Source organism: Streptomyces xylophagus (assembly GCF_000716435.1).
Lineage (GTDB): Bacteria > Actinomycetota > Actinomycetes > Streptomycetales > Streptomycetaceae > Streptomyces > Streptomyces xylophagus.
Window position 1 is genome coordinate 379,793 of the sequence record NZ_JNWO01000002.1, and the last position, 17,737, is coordinate 397,529.

Annotated in this window: 15 protein-coding genes; all 15 read left to right on the plus strand. The window is 70.7% G+C overall.

Features of this window, described 5'->3' with window-relative positions; genetic code table 11:
• Positions 1 to 135: 135 nt before the first annotated feature.
• The 15 genes from OO70_RS05175 (at position 136) to OO70_RS05245 (ending at position 17,722) form a co-directional block, all read left to right on the plus strand.
• Positions 136 to 1,545 carry a condensation domain-containing protein gene (locus tag OO70_RS05175; protein WP_043664614.1) on the plus strand — a complete coding sequence of 470 codons (1,410 nt, stop codon included), beginning with the start codon at positions 136 to 138 and terminating at the stop codon, positions 1,543 to 1,545.
• Positions 1,546 to 1,680: 135 nt separating this feature from the next.
• On the plus strand, positions 1,681 to 1,971 hold the full coding sequence (locus OO70_RS05180; protein ID WP_199827251.1) for a hypothetical protein: 291 nt from the start codon (positions 1,681 to 1,683) through the stop codon (positions 1,969 to 1,971).
• Positions 1,972 to 2,095: 124 nt separating this feature from the next.
• Positions 2,096 to 2,788 carry a DJ-1/PfpI family protein gene (locus tag OO70_RS05185; RefSeq protein WP_043664617.1) on the plus strand — a complete coding sequence of 231 codons (693 nt, stop codon included), beginning with the start codon at positions 2,096 to 2,098 and terminating at the stop codon, positions 2,786 to 2,788.
• Positions 2,789 to 2,835: 47 nt separating this feature from the next.
• Positions 2,836 to 3,141, plus strand: coding sequence for a hypothetical protein (locus tag OO70_RS05190; protein ID WP_043664618.1), 306 nt, complete (start codon positions 2,836 to 2,838; stop codon positions 3,139 to 3,141).
• A gap of 170 nt (positions 3,142 to 3,311) precedes the next feature.
• A complete protein-coding gene (locus OO70_RS05195; protein ID WP_063749677.1) occupies positions 3,312 to 4,913 on the plus strand; it encodes an ABC transporter substrate-binding protein in 1,602 nt (533 codons plus the stop codon).
• On the plus strand, positions 4,910 to 5,944 hold the full coding sequence (locus OO70_RS05200; protein ID WP_051740679.1) for an ABC transporter permease: 1,035 nt from the start codon (positions 4,910 to 4,912) through the stop codon (positions 5,942 to 5,944). The genes OO70_RS05195 and OO70_RS05200 overlap by 4 nt, the downstream gene beginning before the upstream one ends.
• Entirely contained in the window at positions 5,941 to 6,798 is an 858-nt protein-coding gene (locus tag OO70_RS05205) for an ABC transporter permease (protein ID WP_043664625.1), read from the plus strand. Before OO70_RS05200 ends, OO70_RS05205 begins: the two co-directional genes overlap by 4 nt.
• Positions 6,795 to 8,567 carry an ABC transporter ATP-binding protein gene (locus OO70_RS05210; RefSeq protein WP_043664628.1) on the plus strand — a complete coding sequence of 591 codons (1,773 nt, stop codon included), beginning with the start codon at positions 6,795 to 6,797 and terminating at the stop codon, positions 8,565 to 8,567. The genes OO70_RS05205 and OO70_RS05210 overlap by 4 nt, the downstream gene beginning before the upstream one ends.
• A complete protein-coding gene (locus tag OO70_RS05215; protein WP_051740681.1) occupies positions 8,564 to 9,814 on the plus strand; it encodes a M24 family metallopeptidase in 1,251 nt (416 codons plus the stop codon). Before OO70_RS05210 ends, OO70_RS05215 begins: the two co-directional genes overlap by 4 nt.
• Positions 9,804 to 10,685 carry an alpha/beta fold hydrolase gene (locus OO70_RS51090; RefSeq protein ID WP_051740683.1) on the plus strand — a complete coding sequence of 294 codons (882 nt, stop codon included), beginning with the start codon at positions 9,804 to 9,806 and terminating at the stop codon, positions 10,683 to 10,685. Before OO70_RS05215 ends, OO70_RS51090 begins: the two co-directional genes overlap by 11 nt.
• Positions 10,682 to 11,854, plus strand: a complete 1,173-nt coding sequence (locus tag OO70_RS05225) for an aromatic ring-hydroxylating oxygenase subunit alpha (protein WP_043664631.1) — start codon at positions 10,682 to 10,684, stop codon at positions 11,852 to 11,854. The genes OO70_RS51090 and OO70_RS05225 overlap by 4 nt, the downstream gene beginning before the upstream one ends.
• 32 nt (positions 11,855 to 11,886) lie before the next feature.
• The gene (locus OO70_RS05230) at positions 11,887 to 13,119 is read left to right on the plus strand and encodes an NAD(P)/FAD-dependent oxidoreductase (protein WP_043664635.1); all 1,233 of its coding nucleotides are present in this window, start codon (positions 11,887 to 11,889) and stop codon (positions 13,117 to 13,119) included.
• A 10-nt stretch (positions 13,120 to 13,129) separates the two neighbouring features.
• Positions 13,130 to 15,058, plus strand: coding sequence for a S9 family peptidase (locus OO70_RS05235; protein WP_043664638.1), 1,929 nt, complete (start codon positions 13,130 to 13,132; stop codon positions 15,056 to 15,058).
• Positions 15,058 to 16,320 carry a PucR family transcriptional regulator gene (locus OO70_RS05240; RefSeq protein ID WP_051740685.1) on the plus strand — a complete coding sequence of 421 codons (1,263 nt, stop codon included), beginning with the start codon at positions 15,058 to 15,060 and terminating at the stop codon, positions 16,318 to 16,320. The genes OO70_RS05235 and OO70_RS05240 overlap by 1 nt, the downstream gene beginning before the upstream one ends.
• A gap of 100 nt (positions 16,321 to 16,420) precedes the next feature.
• The gene (locus OO70_RS05245; RefSeq protein WP_043664641.1) at positions 16,421 to 17,722 is read left to right on the plus strand and encodes an NAD(P)/FAD-dependent oxidoreductase; all 1,302 of its coding nucleotides are present in this window, start codon (positions 16,421 to 16,423) and stop codon (positions 17,720 to 17,722) included.
• Positions 17,723 to 17,737: the final 15 nt, after the last annotated feature.

Below are 17,737 nucleotides of genomic sequence, written 5' to 3' on the forward strand. Positions count from 1 at the left end.
TTCACAGCGTTGCTTTCGGAATATCCGGTCGTTGATCTCCCATGCAGTGAGCGGTGCCCGAGCGGCATGGAGGCGTGGATCGACAGTGGTGCCCGGCGGCCTCCCGTGGGCAGGCGAACGGAGAGCCCTGTGCGCATGACCGACCTTCAGCGGTGCGAGATCCGACCCGGACGACTCGTCGAGTGGACGCTGCACCCGACGGCCGTGGGGACGGCGCGGGCCCTCCCCGACGACGTGCGGCCACCGGCGTACGTGCAGGAGTCCCACATCCGTACGGCGCGCTCGGTGCGCGAGGACGGACTGTTCGTGCCGACCTGGCTCGGTACCGCCTTCGACATGCCGGGGCCCATCGAACTCGACGTGCTCCAGGGCGCGTTGCGGTCCTGGATGCTCCGGCACGAGACGCTGCGCAGCGGCTTCCGGTGGGCCGGTGACGAGATGCGCCGCTTCACCCTGGACGCCGACGCGGTGGCCCTGCACCGCGAGGACGTGGGGGAGTTCGCGGACGCGGTGACGCTGACCCGGTACATGCAGGACCGTTTCGATGTGACGGCGGACGCGCTCACCTGGCCGAACTTCCTCTTCGCCGTGGTGGTTCGGGGCGACGGCACGAGCGTCTACCTGGCGTTCGACCACAGCAACGTCGACGCCTACTCGCTGCATCGCATCGCGGGCGAGGTCCACGAGCTGTACGCGGCGGGCCTCGCCGGGAAGACGGTCGAGTCGGCGCCCGTCGCGAGCTACATCGACTTCTGCGCGGACGAACGTACGGACGCCGACCGGATCGACGACACGCACACGGTCGTGTCCCGCTGGCGCGAGTTCATCGCCCGCTGCGACGGCAAACTGCCCAACTTCCCCGTCGACTTGGGCCTTGACCCCGAAGGGCCGCTGCCCACACAGAAGTTCCTCCAGGAGATGCTCGTCGACGACACGGACGCGGCGGCCTTCGAGGCGTACTGCCGCCCGTACGGCGGAAGTCTCGTCGGCATCCTCGCGGCCGTCGCCCTCGCCGCCCGAGAGATCAGCGGCCTCGACGTGTACCGCACCGTCGTCCCCTTCCACACCCGGGCCAAGTCCCGCTGGGCCGACTCGGTCGGCTGGTACGTGGGCGGCGCGCCGATCGAGATCCCCGTCCAGCACGCCACGGACTTCGACCACGCCCTCCGCATGGTCCGCGCCACCCTCCGCGAGAACCGGCCGCACGCCCGCATGCCCATCGCCCGTGTACTGCGCCTGCTGGGCGCCGACTTCAGGCCCACGTCCCCCGACCTGTACTCGATCGTCTCCTACGTCGACTCGCGCGCCCTTCCCGGTTCGGAACGCTGGCAGGAGCTGAAGGCGTACGGGCTGATCCGGGTGTCGTACGGCGACCAGGTGTGCGCGTGGGTGACCCGGGTCCACGAAGGTCTGCAGTTCGCGTGCCGCCTCCCCGACAACGACATCGCGGACAAGAACATGCGGCTGTGCATGGAGTTGGTGCGGGAGCGCCTCGTCTCGGTGGTCCGGGAGGCGGCGCCGGCGGTGGTCGGCCCGGCCCGGTAGCGAGCAGGGGTTCGAGGGACGTCACGCGCATCGGCCGGCCACTGCGTCCCTCGCACCCGTCGTGGCCTTCCTCACGTCGGCTCCCCCGTCCTCGACCTCGCCCTCGCGAGGGCTGGCCTTCCGGGCGCCGGCCCGATGTCGTGGGCGCTGACCGCTCTCGCGGCGGCGGGACTCGTCCTCGCCCAGGGTGCCGCCGCCGATCCGGGTGTGGCGTGCGGCTGGCGCCCGGCCCTGAACCGGACCGCGACACGTTCCGTCGCGGATCTGACGGGCTGCGCGCTGATCGCGGCGCTGGTCGCTCTGTGCGTCGCGTTCCGGCGGATGCTTCCGCTGCTCGCCCTGCTCCTGCCCGAACCGCTGACCTTCGCTATCACGGCCGTAGAACTCCGTGTCGAGCCTCCGGAAGACCCGGATTCAAGGAGGTGACAGGCGGTGGCGGGATCCCGTCGGACCCTGTCACCGAGCCCTCTGGTTGACTCCCGCACCCTCCTTCTAACGTCGAAGGACGGGCCGGTGATCGCCGGTACTGCCCTTCGACGGAAGACGTCACATGCACGTCCAGATCGTTCTGTTCGACGGCTTCGACCCGCTCGATGTCGTCGCCCCCTATGAGGTGCTGTACGCCGGTGGGAGCGCTTCGGGTGGCGCCGTCACCGTGGAGCTGGTCTCCGCCGAAGGTCCGCGGGACGTCGTCAGCGGTACCGGTTGTCTGGTGTTGCGGGCCACCGGCACGCTCGACCCGGCCCGTTCCGGGCTCGTACTCGTGCCGGGAGCCTCCGGCCGGGTCGGGGAGCCGGGCGAGGTGCCGGATGCGGATGCGGACAGCGCGGCGGAGTGGCAGCAGGACGAGTTCATCCCCGTCCTGCTCGGGCGCACATTGACCACCGAACTGCCCGGGCTGCTGAAGGCCGCCATGGACAATCCGCTGATCACCATGGCGGCGGTCTGCGGTGGCTCGCTCGTGCTGGCCATGGCCGGACTCATCGAGGGACGCAACGCCACCACCCACCATCTGGGCCTGGACATGCTTGAAGCCACAGGCGTGCACGCCGTCCACGCCCGTGTTGTCGACGACGGCGATCTGGTCACCGGCGCCGGCGTCACCTCCGGCCTCGATCTGGGCCTGTATCTGCTGGAGCGCGAGATCGGTCCGCGGGTCGCCCACGCCGTCGAGGAGTTGTTCGCACACGAGCGGCGCGGCACCACCTGGCGGGCGCACGGCCCCGTGCCCGCCGCCCTGTGACGCTCGACCGCCACCCGCACCGACTCCGCCACAAGGAAGAACCAATCATGTCCATCGAAGGCGTCTGGGACCTGACCATCGCCACACCCATCGGCCGTATCAAGCCCGTCGTCGAACTGAGCCGGGAGGGCGACGAGTTCATCGGAGTCGCTCGCGGCGCGGGCGAGGAGGTGCCCCTCCGGGACGTCGTCGTCGACGGCGACCGGATCACCTGGAAGCAGTCGGTCACCAAGCCGTTGCGCCTCAATCTGACCTTCGCGGTCACTGTCGACGGTGACGCCCTCATCGGCACCTCGAAAGCCGGCCGTCTCCCGGCCTCGAAGGTCACCGGCCGACGCCGACCCCAGTCATGACGCGCAGCAAGTGATGTGCCGGTTCCCCGGATTACGCATCACCTGTTGAATGCCTGCCTCCTGTCGTGATGCCAGACTTCCTGCAAGCCGAACCTGCTGACCAGAGGGTGTTCACCCCGTGTTCGGCTGCGCTCGGTACGTCGACCCGGCGTCGCAAGTGGGAGTCACGCATGACAGGTCCCGCCACAACAGCCCTCCCTCCTCGAACCACCTCACGGCGCACCGTTCTCCGGGGCGCCACCGCAGCCGGGATGCTCCTGGCCGGCGGAGTCCCTCTCGCCGCGTGCGGACGGCAGCCGGTGTCGGCGTCGGCCGGGCCGACCGGTCCGCCGCGCCGGGGCGGCCGACTGCGGGTCGGCATGGTCGGGGCGGGCAAAGGCGAGTCGTTCGACCCGTCCCTCGCCGCCAACGCCCTGATCAACACCGCGATGAGCTGCGCCGTTTTCGATCCGCTGCTGACCATGGGGTCGGACGGCGGGCTGCGGCCGATGCTCGCGACGTCCTGGACCTCCGACTCCACCGCGTCCGTGTGGACGTTCCGGCTGCGCAAGGGCGTCACCTGGCACGACGGCAAGGACTTCACCGCCGCCGACGTCCTGTACTCGCTGAAGTGGATGGCGAAACCGGGCAACGGGCTCGCCCTCAACGTCGCCGACGTCGATCTCGACAAGGTGTCCGCATCGGGGCCGTACACCGTCGTCGTACCGCTGAAGAGCCCCAACCTGCTCTTCCCCTACAGCCTTGCCACCGCCTCCGTCGTGCAGCGGGGCGCCGAGGACTTCACCAGACCCGTGGGCACCGGGCCCTTCTCCTTCGTCTCCCTCGATCCCGGTCAACAGGCCGTCTGCGCACGCAACCCGGCCTACTGGGACCCCGGGAAGCCGTACCTCGACGAGCTGGTGTTCCTGTCCGTGAAGGACGACTTCGCCCGGCTCAACGCGCTGCTGTCGGGCCAGACCGACGTCATGGCCCAAGTGCCCTTCACCCAGGCCAGGTCCCAACTCGTGGGTGACGTACGGCTGATCAGAAGTCTCGGTGTGACCGCGCAGGCCTTCTACATGGCGACGGACAAGGCGCCGTTCGACGACGTCCGGGTGCGCCGCGCGCTGCGATTGATCGTCGACCGGAAGCAACTGGTCGACGTCGCCCTGTTCGGCTTCGGGACGGTCGGAAACGACCTGTACGGCAAGGGACTCGAGTACTACGACGACTCCCTCCCGCAACGCACCCGCGACCTCATCGAGGCGAAGGCCCTGCTCGCCGAGGCGGGGCACGGCAGGGGGCTGACCCTGAAGCTGCAGACCTCGACCGTCGCGCCGGGGATGGTCGAGGCCGCCACGCTCTTCCAGCAACAGGCCAAGGACGCGGGCGTCGACATCGCCATCTCCCAGGTCGACCCGACGTCGTACTTCGACCCGACCCGCGACTACCTGAAGATGCCGTTCGCGCAGACGCTGTGGCAGGGGATGACGACCTTGGGCGACGTCTACAACGCGAGCGTGGTCTCCAAAGCCCCCTACGGCGAGACGCACTGGTCCGACCGCCGCACCGACGAACTCGTCGCCACGGCCACCGCCGCGCCCGACGCGGCCGCGGCGAGATCCGCGTGGGCCGCCGTACAGCGTCAGCAGTACGACAGCGGCGGCTACATCTGGTGGGGGAACGTCGACAACCTCGACGCGGTGTCCAACCGGGTCGGCGGTCTGACCCCGAACCGGTACCAGAACCTCGGTCTGCCGACCGGGCTCAACGAAGCGTATTTCGCGTCGTGACCGCCACCCTGGTGCCCACGGCCGCACCCACGTCCCCTTCCTCCTTCGGTTCCCGGCACCCGCTGGCCCGGGTCGCCCTGCGCCGGATCGCCGGCGGCATCCTCACCCTCTTCGTGCTGTCCGTCCTGGTGTTCCTCGCGACCTCCGTACTCCCGGGCGACGCGGCGAGCGCGATCCTCGGCAAGCAGGCGACGCCGGACGCGGTGGCCGAACTGCGGCACGCGATGGGACTCGACCGGCCCCTCGTCGTCCAGTACGGCAAGTGGCTCGCCGGACTGCTCCACGGCGACCTCGGCAACACCGCCGCCGGATACGCTGCCGGCGGCCGGTCCGGTGTCTGGGACCAGATCAGCGGCAAACTCGGCAACTCCCTGGTCCTCGCGGCCACGGTCTTCGTCCCGGTCCTGCTGCTCTCCCTCGTGCTGGGCGTCCTCACGGCCCTGCGGGCGGGCCGCTGGCTGGACCACCTCGTCACCACCGTCACCCTGGTGCCGGCCGCACTTCCCGAGTTCGTCCTCGGCACCGTCCTGCTCGCGGTGTTCTTCACCTGGCTGGACATCCTGCCCCCGGTGTCGTTCGTGGCACCAGGCGCGAGCCCCTTCGCGACCCCCGAGACCCTCGTCCTGCCCGTGCTCACCCTGGTCGGCGTGACCGTGGGACCGGCCACCCGCATGATCCGGGCCGGCATGCAGGAGGCGCTGCTGTCCGACCCGGTCGCGGTCGCCCGCCTCAACGGCATAAGCGAGGCCCGGGTCGTCCGCCGCTACGCCCTGCGCAACGCGCTCGCGCCGAGCATCCAGGTGTTCGCGCTCATCGCCCAGTACCTCGTCGGCGGGCTCCTCATCGTCGAGGATCTCTTCGGCTATCCGGGGATCGGCAAGGAACTCGTCGACGCCGTGACCGTCCACGACAACCTCGAAGTCCAGTCTGTGACCATGCTCCTCGCCACGTTCTACGTCGCCGTCACCATCGCCGCCGACCTGCTGGTCATGGCCGTCGTACCGAAGCTGAGAACAGGTGGTACGTCATGAGCGCCCTCCTGAAGACCTACTCCCCAAGAAGGGTTCCGTTCGGCGCGGCGCTGCGACGGCGCACCCCGAAGACGCTCTCCGGCCGGATCGGCCTCGCCCTCCTCGTACTCACCCTCACCGTCGCCCTGCTCGGCCCCCTGTGCACCCCGTACTCGCCCGACCGCACCGTGGGCATCCCCTTCGCCGGGCCGACCGCCGGCCACCCCCTGGGCCTGGACTTCCTGGGCCGGGACGTGCTGTCGCGGGTGCTCAGCGGCGGACTGAGCGTCGTCCTGTACGCGGGTGTCGCCACGCTCGCCGCCTACGCGGTCGGACTCACCGTCGGACTGCTGGCCGGCTACAGCCGCTCCTGGCTCGAACCGCTCCTGATGCGCCTGACCGACGTCCTGCTCGCCTTCCCGGCACTGGTCTTCCTGCTGCTCCTCGCGACCGCGTTCGGCCGGGGGATCACCGGCGTCGTGATCGCCACCGCGCTCATCCAACTGCCGCCGATCGTACGGATCGTTAGGTCGGCCGCGCTGGAACAGTCCCTCCGCGGCTACGTCGAGGCGGCCGTCGCCCGAGGCGAGGGAACGCTGTCGGTGCTCCGGCGCGAGATCCTGCCGAACATCGCACGCCCGGTCGCCGCCGATGCCGGTCTCCGGTTCAGCTGGTCGGTCCTGCTGATCGCGGGCGTCAACTTCCTCGGCCTCGGTCTCCAACCCCCGGCCGCCGACTGGGGGTTGATGGTCTCCGAGAACCGAGGCGGCATCGCCCTCAACCCTTCGTCGATGCTCGTCGCCGCCGCCCTACTCGGCGCCCTGACTCTGGCGATCAACCTGCTCGGCGACGCCCTCGCGGGAGGCACCGAATGACCGACGAGACCCCGCTGCTCGAAGTCAGCGGCCTGCGCATCGCCCTCGCCTCCGGAACCCCGATCGTCGACGGAGTCGACCTCACGCTCGCCCGGGGCGAGATCCTCGGCATCGTCGGCGAGTCGGGCAGCGGCAAGACCACGACCGCCCTCGCGCTGCTCGGCCACGCCCAGCGCGGCGCGGAGATAACCGGCGGCAGCGTCCGCGTCGCCGGCCGCGAGGTACTCGGACTGTCCCGGGCCGAACGCCGGGAGATCCGCGGCAAGTTGATCTCCTACGTCCCCCAGGACGCCGGGCAGGCCCTCAACCCCTCGCTGCGCATCGCCGACTCGGTCACGGACGTACTGCGCAGGCACCGCGAACCCGCTCCGGCCGCCGTACTCGGCCTCCTGGGTTCCGTGGACCTCCCCGCGACCACGGAGTTCGGCCGCCGACTGCCCCACCAGCTCTCCGGCGGACAGCAGCAACGCGTCACGATCGCGATCTCCTTGGCCTGTGAGCCGCCGGTCATCGTCATGGACGAACCGACCACCGGCCTCGACGTCCTCACCCAGCAGAGCGTGCTCGACGAGATCAGACGGCTGCGCGCCGAGCGTGGCGCCTCGCTGGTCTACGTGTCGCACGACCTCGCGGTCGTCTCCCAAATAGCCGACCGGGTGGCGGTGATGTACGCGGGGCGGATCGTCGAAGAGGGCCCGATCGCGACCCTCATGGAGCGGCCCAGGCATCCGTACACCCGAGGTCTCCTCCAGTCCATCCCGGACCACCGCCGTCCCGCCCGTCTGCTTCCGATGGCGGGCTCGGCGCCCGGAGTCGAGGAACGCCCGGACGGCTGCGCGTTCGCCCCCCGCTGCCCGCAGGCCGCCGACGACTGCCGCACCACGCCACCTGTTCTGGAGTCCGTGGACTTCGAACGGCACCAAGTCCGTTGTCCACACTGGGAGTTGACACCACCGGCCACGCTCGGCATCCCCCGTGACCGGACCGAGGTGACCGCCGGGCCCGCCCTCCAGGTCCGAGGTCTGCGGGCCTCGCACAAGGGGCGGGGCGGGACCGTCGTCGTCGCGGAGGACATCTCGTTCGACGTGCGGCGCGGCGAATGCCTCGCGCTGGTGGGGGAGTCGGGCAGTGGGAAGACCACGATCGCCCGCTGCCTGGTCGGCCTGCACCTGCCGGACGGCGGCAGTGTCCGGCTCCGTGACGCGCCGCTGCCCGCCCGCATCCGCAAGCGAAGTGCCGCCCAACGGCGCGGAATCCAGTACGTGTTCCAGAACCCCTACCAGTCACTCAACCCCCGTCGTCGCATCGGTGAGGACCTCGCTCGACCCGGGCACGTACTGCGCGGCCTGTCGGTCGCGGAGGCCAGGGCGGAGGTCGGCTCGCTCCTCGAGCGGGTCCAGCTCTCGCCCCGGCTCGCCGACCGGTACCCGAGCCAACTGTCCGGCGGCGAACGACAACGCGTCGCCATCGCGCGGGCCCTCGCGGCCCGGCCGGACGTGCTGGTGTGCGACGAGGTGACCTCGGCGCTGGACGTCTCCGTACAGGCGGCGATCCTGGAGGCCCTGGCCGAACTCCGCGACGACCTCGGTGTCGCGCTGCTGTTCATCACCCACGACCTGGGCGTCGTCTCCGGAGTCGCGGACCGGGTGCTGGTCCTGGAAGGCGGCCGGATCTGCGAGACCGGCCCCACCGACTCCGTCCTGCGCACACCCGAACACCCCTACACGCAGCGGCTGGTGGCCGCCGCCCCCACGCTGGCGGCGAGATGAGCACCCCCGACATCGAGGCCTACATCCGGGAACAGGAAGCCCGGTTGGCCGACCGCGAGCGCCAACTCCCCTTCACCGAGGCCGAGTACCGCGACCGTCTGACCCGCCTGCGGGAACGGATGACGGCGGACCGGCTCGACGTACTCCTGCTCACCGCACCGGACACCATGTGCTGGCTGCACGGCTACACCAACCGCTGGTACCGCCAGCACTCCTCCACCCGCTTCCCTCCCGTGCACTGCACGCTCGTCCGGGCCGACGACGAACGGACCGTGCTGATCGAGCCCGCCTACCACGAACAACTCGTCCGACTCACGTCGTGCGTCGACGAGTTCATCGGCGTCGAGGGGAGGAAAGGGGAGCCGACGGTGGCGGATTTCCTCAACGCTCTTACAGGCGAGCTGTTCTCGCCCGGTAGGCCCCGCACCCGTATCGGCGTGGAGAGTTGGAGCAGTGTCCCCAATCCGGCTGTCGCCGAGATCGTCGCCTCCGCGCTGACGGCTCACGGAGCCACGGTGATGGACGCCTCCGCGGCCGTGCGTGGGGTGCGCAGGATCAAGTCCCCGGCCGAGATCGCCGTCATCGAGCGGGCGCAGGCCGCCTGCGACGCCGGGGTGCGACACCTGCACGCCAACGCCCGCCCCGGCACGACCGAGTTGGAGGCGTGGAACCAGCTGATGACCGGCGTGATCGCGGCCGGTGGCGAACCGACGGCCATGCACGAGACGGTCGCGGCGGGACCGCCGATGCCCGTCCTGCACGGTCTGAGCAGCCGACGGCCCATCGGCGCGGGGGAGTTGTTCCACGCCGACGCGGCGGCTGCCGTCGACCGCTATCACGCCCGACTGACCCGGCCGTTCTCGATGGGCGAGCCGCCCAAGGCACTCACCCGGCTCACCGAGATCGCCGCCGGCGCCTACGACGTCGTGCTGTCCACCGCACGGGTCGGACTCCCCTTCCGTGAGCTGCACCGCACGCTGCGCGCCTACTTCGCCGAGTCCGGGCCGGCCGAGGGCTGGGCCGGTGGCTATGAGCTGGGGGTGTCCTTCATGCCCGACTGGGTGGGCGAGTTCTGCTGGGACATCCACGACGAGGAGACCGAGGACGTAATCGAGGCGGGCCTGGTGACCAACTTCGAGAGCTGCGCCTTCGTGGCCGTGGTCGACACGGTCGTGTTCGAGGAGACCGGACCGAGATTCCTGTCGTCGGTCCCGCGAGAGACGTTGGTGGTCGGCGATGCGCACTGAATCCGTGCTGACGGACGAGGGGTTCACACTCCACTGCACCCTCTCCGGCAGCGGCGACCGGGTGCTGATCGGACTGCACGGCGGTCCCGGCGGCTCGGGCGGCGGCTATCTGGAACCCCTGCACCGGCTGTCGGGTCCCGACCGCACTGTGGTGACCTTCGACCAACTCGGCACCGGCGCCTCGGAGTTGCCGCCACCGGACTACGACTGGAGCGTCGCGCGGGCCGTGGCCGACGTCGACGCGGTCCGCCGCCACTGCGCGGCCGAGCGGGTCGACCTCCTCGGCCACTCCTGGGGCGGCATGCTCGCCCTCCAGTACACCCTGGACCACCCCGGCCACGTCGGCCGCCTCGTCCTGTCCAATACGGCGGCCAGTACCGCCCGGGTCACCCTCGGCTCGCTCGCCCAACTCGCGGACGTGCTCACGGAGTCGGAGGCGTCGGCCGCCGTGACCGCCGACGCGCTCCGCGAACACGACAACCCGGCCTTCCGTGCGGCCGTGGAGGCATGGCTCGCCCGCTACGGCACCGACGGCGACCTCGACGCGGCGCGCGCGGAGACCAAGGAGGCGCTGGAGCCCGGGCCCGCCGGGCGCGGGTTGTGGGGCGACCGGCTGTGGTTCGCCGACGGCGCCCTGCGCGACTGGGACGTCGAACCGCGGCTGCCCGAGATCACCGCACCGACGCTGATCGTCCACGGCGGCGACGACATGTCCTCGGCCGACACCAACCGCGTACTCGCCGAACGCATCCCCGACAGCGAGTGGCTGACCATGAACAACAACGGTCACGCCATGTTCCACGCACCCAACGCGCCCGCCTATCTGGCCATCGTCCGGGCGTTCCTCGACGGATGGGACGAGCAGTCATGACCACCACCACCGACACCGCTGCCCGGTACAGCCGGATCGTGCGCGACCACATCGACCGAGGCGTGGGCGTCCCGCGCGAGCTGTACCTCGACGACGACCTGTACGCCGAGGAACTCGACCGGATCTTCCGGCGCAGCTGGCTCCTCGCCGGGCACGAGTCCCAACTCGACCGGCCAGGACGGTACGTGACCGTGGAGAGCGGCAACGAGAGCGTCATCGTCACCCGCACCGCCGGTGGCACGCTGGCCGCGTTCTCCAATGTGTGCCGCCATCGCGGGGCCCGGCTGGTGGACGCCGGCTGCGGGCTCGCCCGGCGCTTCGTGTGCCCGTACCACCAGTGGACGTACCGCCTCGACGGGAGTCTCCAGGGCGCCCCGCGCATGCCGGACGACTTCGATCCCGCCGGGCATCCGCTGCCCACCGCGCAGGTCGAGGTCTGGCAGGGGCTGGTGTTCGTGAACCTGTCCGACTCCCCGGCGGAGAGTCTGACCGAACTCCTCCGCACCGGCGCCGACTTGATGCGCACCTTCGACATCGCGGGCACCCGGATCGCGCACACGATCACCTACGAGATCGCCGCGAACTGGAAGATCGTCTGGGAGAACGCCCAGGAGTGCTACCACTGCAACGCCAACCACCCCGAGCTGCTCAAGACCTTCGATGTCGGCGGCCTGAACCAAGACGGGTACCGGGAGACCGAGTTGGTGGCCAGCACCGACCGGCGTGTGCAGCACGCCCGCTTCCCGCTGCGCCCCGGCGCCCTGTCGCTCACCCTCGACGGCGCGTACGCGTCCCGCAAACCGCTGGGCGACTTCGCCGACGGCCACGCGCCCTACACCGCGGCGATCCACCTCAAGCCGTCCTTCGCACTCGTCGCCTGCCCGGACTACGCCGTGGTGCTCGCCGAACGACCCCTCGCGATCGACCGCACCGAGATCCGGATGAGCTGGCTTGTACGGGCCGACGCGGAGGAGGGCACGGACTACGACACCGACACGCTGATCAAGGTCTGGAACGAGACCAACCTCCAGGATTGGGCCCTGTGCGAACGCGCCCAACTCGGCGTGCGATCACGGACCTACGTACCCGGACCGCTCTCGAACGACGAACAGTCCGTCACCGACTTCTACCGCTCCTACGCGGCCCTGCTCGACGCCGGAACCCGCTGACCACCCGTCAACTCACCGACAAGGAGGGCAAGATGCCCGACACCACCGACATCGACGTCCTGGTCGTGGGAGCCGGCGTACTCGGTACCTCCCTCGCCCACCACCTCCTCCTGCGCGGCGCGGGACGCGTGGTCGTCATGGAGGCGCAGACACCGGCCGCGGCGACCTCCGGTGCCGGGGCCGGATTCGTGGGTCTGTGGGCGGCCGGTTACGCGGACTTCTTCACGGACACCGACCTTCAACTGGAGCAGTACGGCATCGACTTCTACCGCCGGCTGGCCGAGCGGAACCCGGACATCGAGTGCCGGACCAACGGCAACCTGTACCTCGCCACCACCGAGCAAGGCTGGTCGAAGTGGGTCGGTCCAGTGCTGGAACACCCTCTTGCGCCCAGCGGCACAAGGGAGTTGACGCCCCGCGACGTCGCCACGATCACGGGCGGTGTCGTCTCGCCCGGCAGTGTGGTGGGCGGTGCCCTGCACCCGGGCGGAATCCAGATCAGCGCCGGACGGGCCACCCGCGCGCTCGCGGCCTCGGTCCGCCGACTCGGCGGTGAGATCCGCGAGAACACCCCGGTGCGGGGACTGATCGTGTCCGACGGCTCGGTCATCGGGGTGCTCACGGACACCGGTCCGATCCGGGCCCGCCGGGTGGTCCTCGCGTGCGGCGCCTGGACCAACACACTCCTACGACCGCTCGGCCACAGCCTGCCGCTCCTGCGCGTGGTCGCCACCCGGGTCGTCTCACCGCCGTCCGGCGTGCCCGACACGATGCCGACGGTCATGGTGCCCGACCTGTACGGCCTGTGGCTGCGCGCCCACCGCTCCGGCCTCACCTGGGGCAACGGGGACGGCTACAGCCCGGCGTACGAACTCGACGACGCCGTCGGCACCGTGAGCCGCCCGCGCTACCCCGAACTCGTCGACCGGCTGCGCGAGCGGCTCCTGCCCGGACTGCGCGAACTCGTGCCCGCGCACGACCTCAGGATCGACTGGTGGCTGCAGGGCATCCCGTGCATGACACCGGACCGCAGATTCCTCGCCGGTGCGGTACCGGACGTGCCGGGGCTGTACGTCCTCGGCGGAGACAACGAGGCCGGGGTGACCCACGGCCCCGGACTCGGGCGCCTCATGGCCGAGTTGGTCGAGGGCGACGGCGGCGGCTCGGAGTGGCTGGACGCCTCCCCGTACCGGCTGGACCGCTTCGCCCCGGACCGTTTCCCGACCGAGCGGGACGTCGCCGACGCGATGCCCGCCCGACGCTAGGACACGGACCGTGCCCCTGTTTCCCTCTCCGGAGACCACCGAGGTCGTGGAGCGGTACTTCGCCCGCGTGCACTGCGACGCCGGCATCACCGACGCGCTCGACCTCGACGTGTCACCCGACGGCCGGTCCATCGCCTTCACGGCGCCGGTCCGGACCACCGGCGCACCGGATCCGGTCCACCAGGCCGCCGTGCTCGACCTCGCCACCGGAACTCTGACCCGGCAGGACCGGGGCCGCAAACCCCGCTGGGCGCACGACGGCACGCGACTCGCGTGGCTCGGCGACGACTGGGTCGAGACGGTCCGCCACGATGCCGTGCCGCAGGTGGTCCGGCGGTCGCGGTTGCCCGGAGTGCCGGAATACCTGGAGTGGCGGCCGGACGGCGGCACCCTCCTGGTCGGCCTCGCCGAACACGGCGCGGAACGCTCCGACGTCGACGGATCGGGACGCCTGCCCGGCAGCCCGCAGGCCGGCCCCTTGGTGAGCGAGGGCCCGGACCGGGTGCCCGGACGTGGCCTGTGGCTGGTCGACCCGGACGGCGGCACACCGGTCCAGGTGTCACCCGCCGACCGCACGGTGTGGCAGGCGGCCTGGGCCGGACCGTCCGCCATCGTGTGCGTCGTATCGCGGGGCGCGACCGAATCCGACTGGTACGAGGCCGAGTTGGCGCTCCTCGACCCCCGCACGGGCACGCTGCGCACCCTGCTGCGCCCCGGCACCCAGCTCGGACTCCCGGCCGCCAACCCCTCCGGCTCGCTGGTCTCCGCGGTCGTCGGGGCGATGAGTGACCGCGGACTCTACGGCGGCGAACTCGTGGTTCTCCGCGCGGCGGACGGCGAAGCCCTCGCCGTGGAGACCGCCGGTGTGGATGTGACCTGCGCACGCTGGGAGAGCGAGGACGCCGTCGTGTTCGCCGGACTTCGCGGTCTGGACACGGTGATCGGCAGGGTCTCAGTGGGCGCGGCACGGACCGAGGTGCTGTGGGAGTCCGAGGGCACCTGCGGCGGGCTGCTGCCAGAGGTCGCCGTCGGCGGGGGCGTCGTCGCCTGCACCACGCACGCCTATGGCGAGGCTCCGGCGCTGAGCGTTCTGGAACCGGACGGGGCCGCGCGACCCCGACTGTCCTTCGCCCGGCCGCGCACCACCGTGCCGCTGGAGTCGGCGGAGCGGCTGACCTGGACCGCGCCCGACGGGCAGACGATCGAGGGGCTCCTGGTCACCCCGACGACTCCCGGGCCGTACCCACTGGTCGTGAACATCCACGGGGGTCCGGTGTGGGCATGGCGCGACGAATGGGCGCTACGGCACCCGCTCGTGCCGTTGCTGGTCGGCCAGGGGTACGCCGTGCTGTCGCCGAACATGCGCGGGAGTCTGGGGCGCGGGCAGAAGTTCGTGACCGCCGGGCTCCACGACATGGGCGGCGCCGACGCCGACGATCTACTGGCGGGCGTCGGCGCGCTGGTGGCCGCGGGGCGGGTGGACGGACGGCGGGTGGGGGTGACGGGCAACAGTTACGGTGGGTTCATGTCCGCGTGGCTGATCGCCCACTCCGACCGGTTCGCCGCCGCCGTGGCCCGCTCACCGGTCACCGACTGGGTCAGCCAGCACCACACCAGCAACATCCCCGGCTTCGACCGGATGTGCCTGGCCGGCGACCCGCTCGACCCGGCGTCGGACTACCGCACGCGCAGCCCCCTTTACCGCGCGGAGCACGTGCGCACGCCGGTGCTGCTGATGGCCGGCGCGCACGATCTGGCGACGCCGCCGGAGCAGGCGGCCATGTTCCACCGCGCCCTGCGAGAGCACGGCCGCGACAGCACGCTGGTGATCTACCCGGACGAAGGACACGGCGTCCGCGCCCACGCGTCCGTGGTCGACCAGGCGGCCCGGCTGCTGGAGTTCTTCGACCGCCATCTCGGCGCGGCGGGGGAGGAGTGATGGGCCTGGACGAGCAGAACCGGCCCGCCGCCCCGAGGGGTGACGCCATGGCCGGGGACGACGTCCAGTCGGTCGTCGACACCCTGGCCGACAGGCTGGGCCGGTCTGTCGCCGTGGACGATCCGCAGATCCGTCTCATCGCCGCGAGCAGGCACTTCGGCGACGAGGACGACATCCGTGTCCGGTCGGTGATCGACCGGCAGATCTCCTCGGAACTCCAGCGCTGGGTGCTCGCCAAGGGGATCGCGGACTGGACGGAACCGGGCCGCGTCACCGGAGAACCGGACTTCGACCTCGCGCCGCGCCTCTGCTTCCCCGTCCGCTGCAACGGCCTGCTGCTCGGGTTCCTGTGGCTCATCGAGTCCGCTACGGCGATCGGGGACGAGACGAACCGGGCGGTCGCCGAAGCGGTCGAGAGCATCGGCCTGATCCTGTACCGCCGGATGGTCCTCAGCGAACGTCGCCGCTCCCGCGTGGAGTCGTCGCTGCGCATGCTCCTCTCGCCGGAGAAGGACGACCGCTACCGGGCGATCGACGAGATCCAGGAAGAACAACTCCTCGCCCACTCCTCCCACCTCGTGGTCCTGGTCGTGGAGGCCGACGCCGAGCCGACCGGCGACACGGCCCTCGCGCTGGAGGCCGCCGCGGAGCGCATGGAACGTCGGCTCCCCAGGGGGTCGGTATTGACCCTCGTCAGAGGGCGCCGGGCGGTCGTCGTGGTCGGCGGCCCCCGTCCCCTGAGCGACCGTGCCGTACGCGATCTGGCGGAACGCCTGCGCCACGATTTCGGGCGGACGGCCCGGCCCGAGCGGACTTGCGCGATCGGCCTCAGCGCCACCGTGCACGGTCTCGAAGCCGTCGTCGACGCCCACCGGCAGGCCGGCACCGCGGTGCGCGCGGCCACGCTCCTGCCGGTGTTCGGCGGCGTGGCGTCCTGGTCCTCGCTCGGCCCCTTCGCCCTCCTCCTGCGTATCGACTTCGACCAGTTGACGCAGGATCTGCCCTTTCCCGGAGTCGGGGATCTGCTGGGAAACCCGGAACACGACATCCTCGTCCAGAGCGCCGAGGAATTCCTCGACCGCGCCGGAGACTCCAGCAGCACGGCCCAGGCCTTGCATGTGCACCGCACCACGCTCTACCACCGGCTCAAGCGCGTCGAGAGCATCACAGGCCTCTCCCTCGACGACGGAATGGACCGCCTCACCCTGCATCTCGCGCTCAAGCTGGCCCGGATCAACACCGCGCGCCGATCGTCGAGTTGAGCGCAACACCTGTTGCGTGAAAGCGCCGGTAGGCGCGACGGCGGGCGCTTCTGCCACACCTGAGGGCAATCCTACGATCGACGAAAAAGGAGGATCGCCGATGCATTCCGACGCCGTGATCGTGGGAGCCGGTGTCATGGGGACGTCGATCGCACTCGAACTGGCCAGATCGGGCCGCAGTGTCACGGTGATCGACAAGGCCCGGGGGATCGGGCACGGCTCCACCAGCGCGTCCAGCGCCGTCATGCGGTTCAACTTCTCCACCCTGGCCGGTGTCGCCACCGCCTGGGAGTCGAAGTTCCACTGGGAGAACTGGGCCGAGCACACCGGACTGGCCGAGTCCGCCGGCCTCGTCCGGTACGCCAGGACGGGCCTGGCTTTCCTCGACGTGGACATCGCGCCGAGAGCCCTGTACCTGCCCTTGTTCGACACCGTCGGAGTGCCCTACGAGGAGTGGGACGCGGACCGCCTCACGGCGGAGATACCCGGCATCGACACAGGCCGTCACTGGCCGCCGAAGCGCCTGGCCGACGACGCGTTCTGGGCCTCCTCCTCGGAACGTCTCGGCGCGGTGTACACCCCGGACGCCGGACACGTCAGCGACCCCCAACTGGCCGCGGCCAACCTGGCCGACGCGGCCGTACGCCAGGGCGCGGTGTTCATGCTGAGCAGGGCGGTGACGCAGGTGATCCGACGGTCCGGCCGGGTGGCCGCCGTACTCCTCGACGACGGGACCAGGATCGACACCGGCATCGTCGTCAACGCGGCCGGACCCTGGTCGGGCCGGATCAACGAACTGGCAGGCGTCGGCGACGACTTCACGGTCTCCCTTCGCCCGCTGCGCCAGGAAGTGCACCACGTGCCGGCACCGGCGCGGCGGGGCAGCGCGGGAGTGACGGACATGTGCATCGCGGACATCGACCTCGGTGTCTACCTGCGCCCCGAAGTGGGCGGGGGCCTCCTCATCGGCGGCACCGAGCCGGAATGCGATCCCCTGGAATGGGTCGACGACCCCGACGGCATCGCCACCGACGTGACGAAGCCCGTGTTCGAGGCACAGGCCACCCGAGCGGCCCGCCGCCTCTCGACCCTGACCGTCCCGAACCGCCCGAGGGGTGTCGTCGGCGTCTACGACGTCACCGACGACTGGACACCCATCTACGACAAGACCAACCTGCCCGGTTTCTACGTGGCGATCGGAACCAGCGGAAACCAGTTCAAGAACGCCCCTCTCGTCGGCGGGTTCCTGCGCACGATCGTCGACCAGACGGAGAACGGCGTGGACCACGACCTGCATCCCGCGGTGTTCAAGGCCCCGTACACGGGCCACACCATCGAGCTGAGCACCTTCTCCAGACTGCGGCCGGTGAACGAGAAGAACTCGGGGACGGTCCTGGGCTGACGGCTGTCGCCCGGT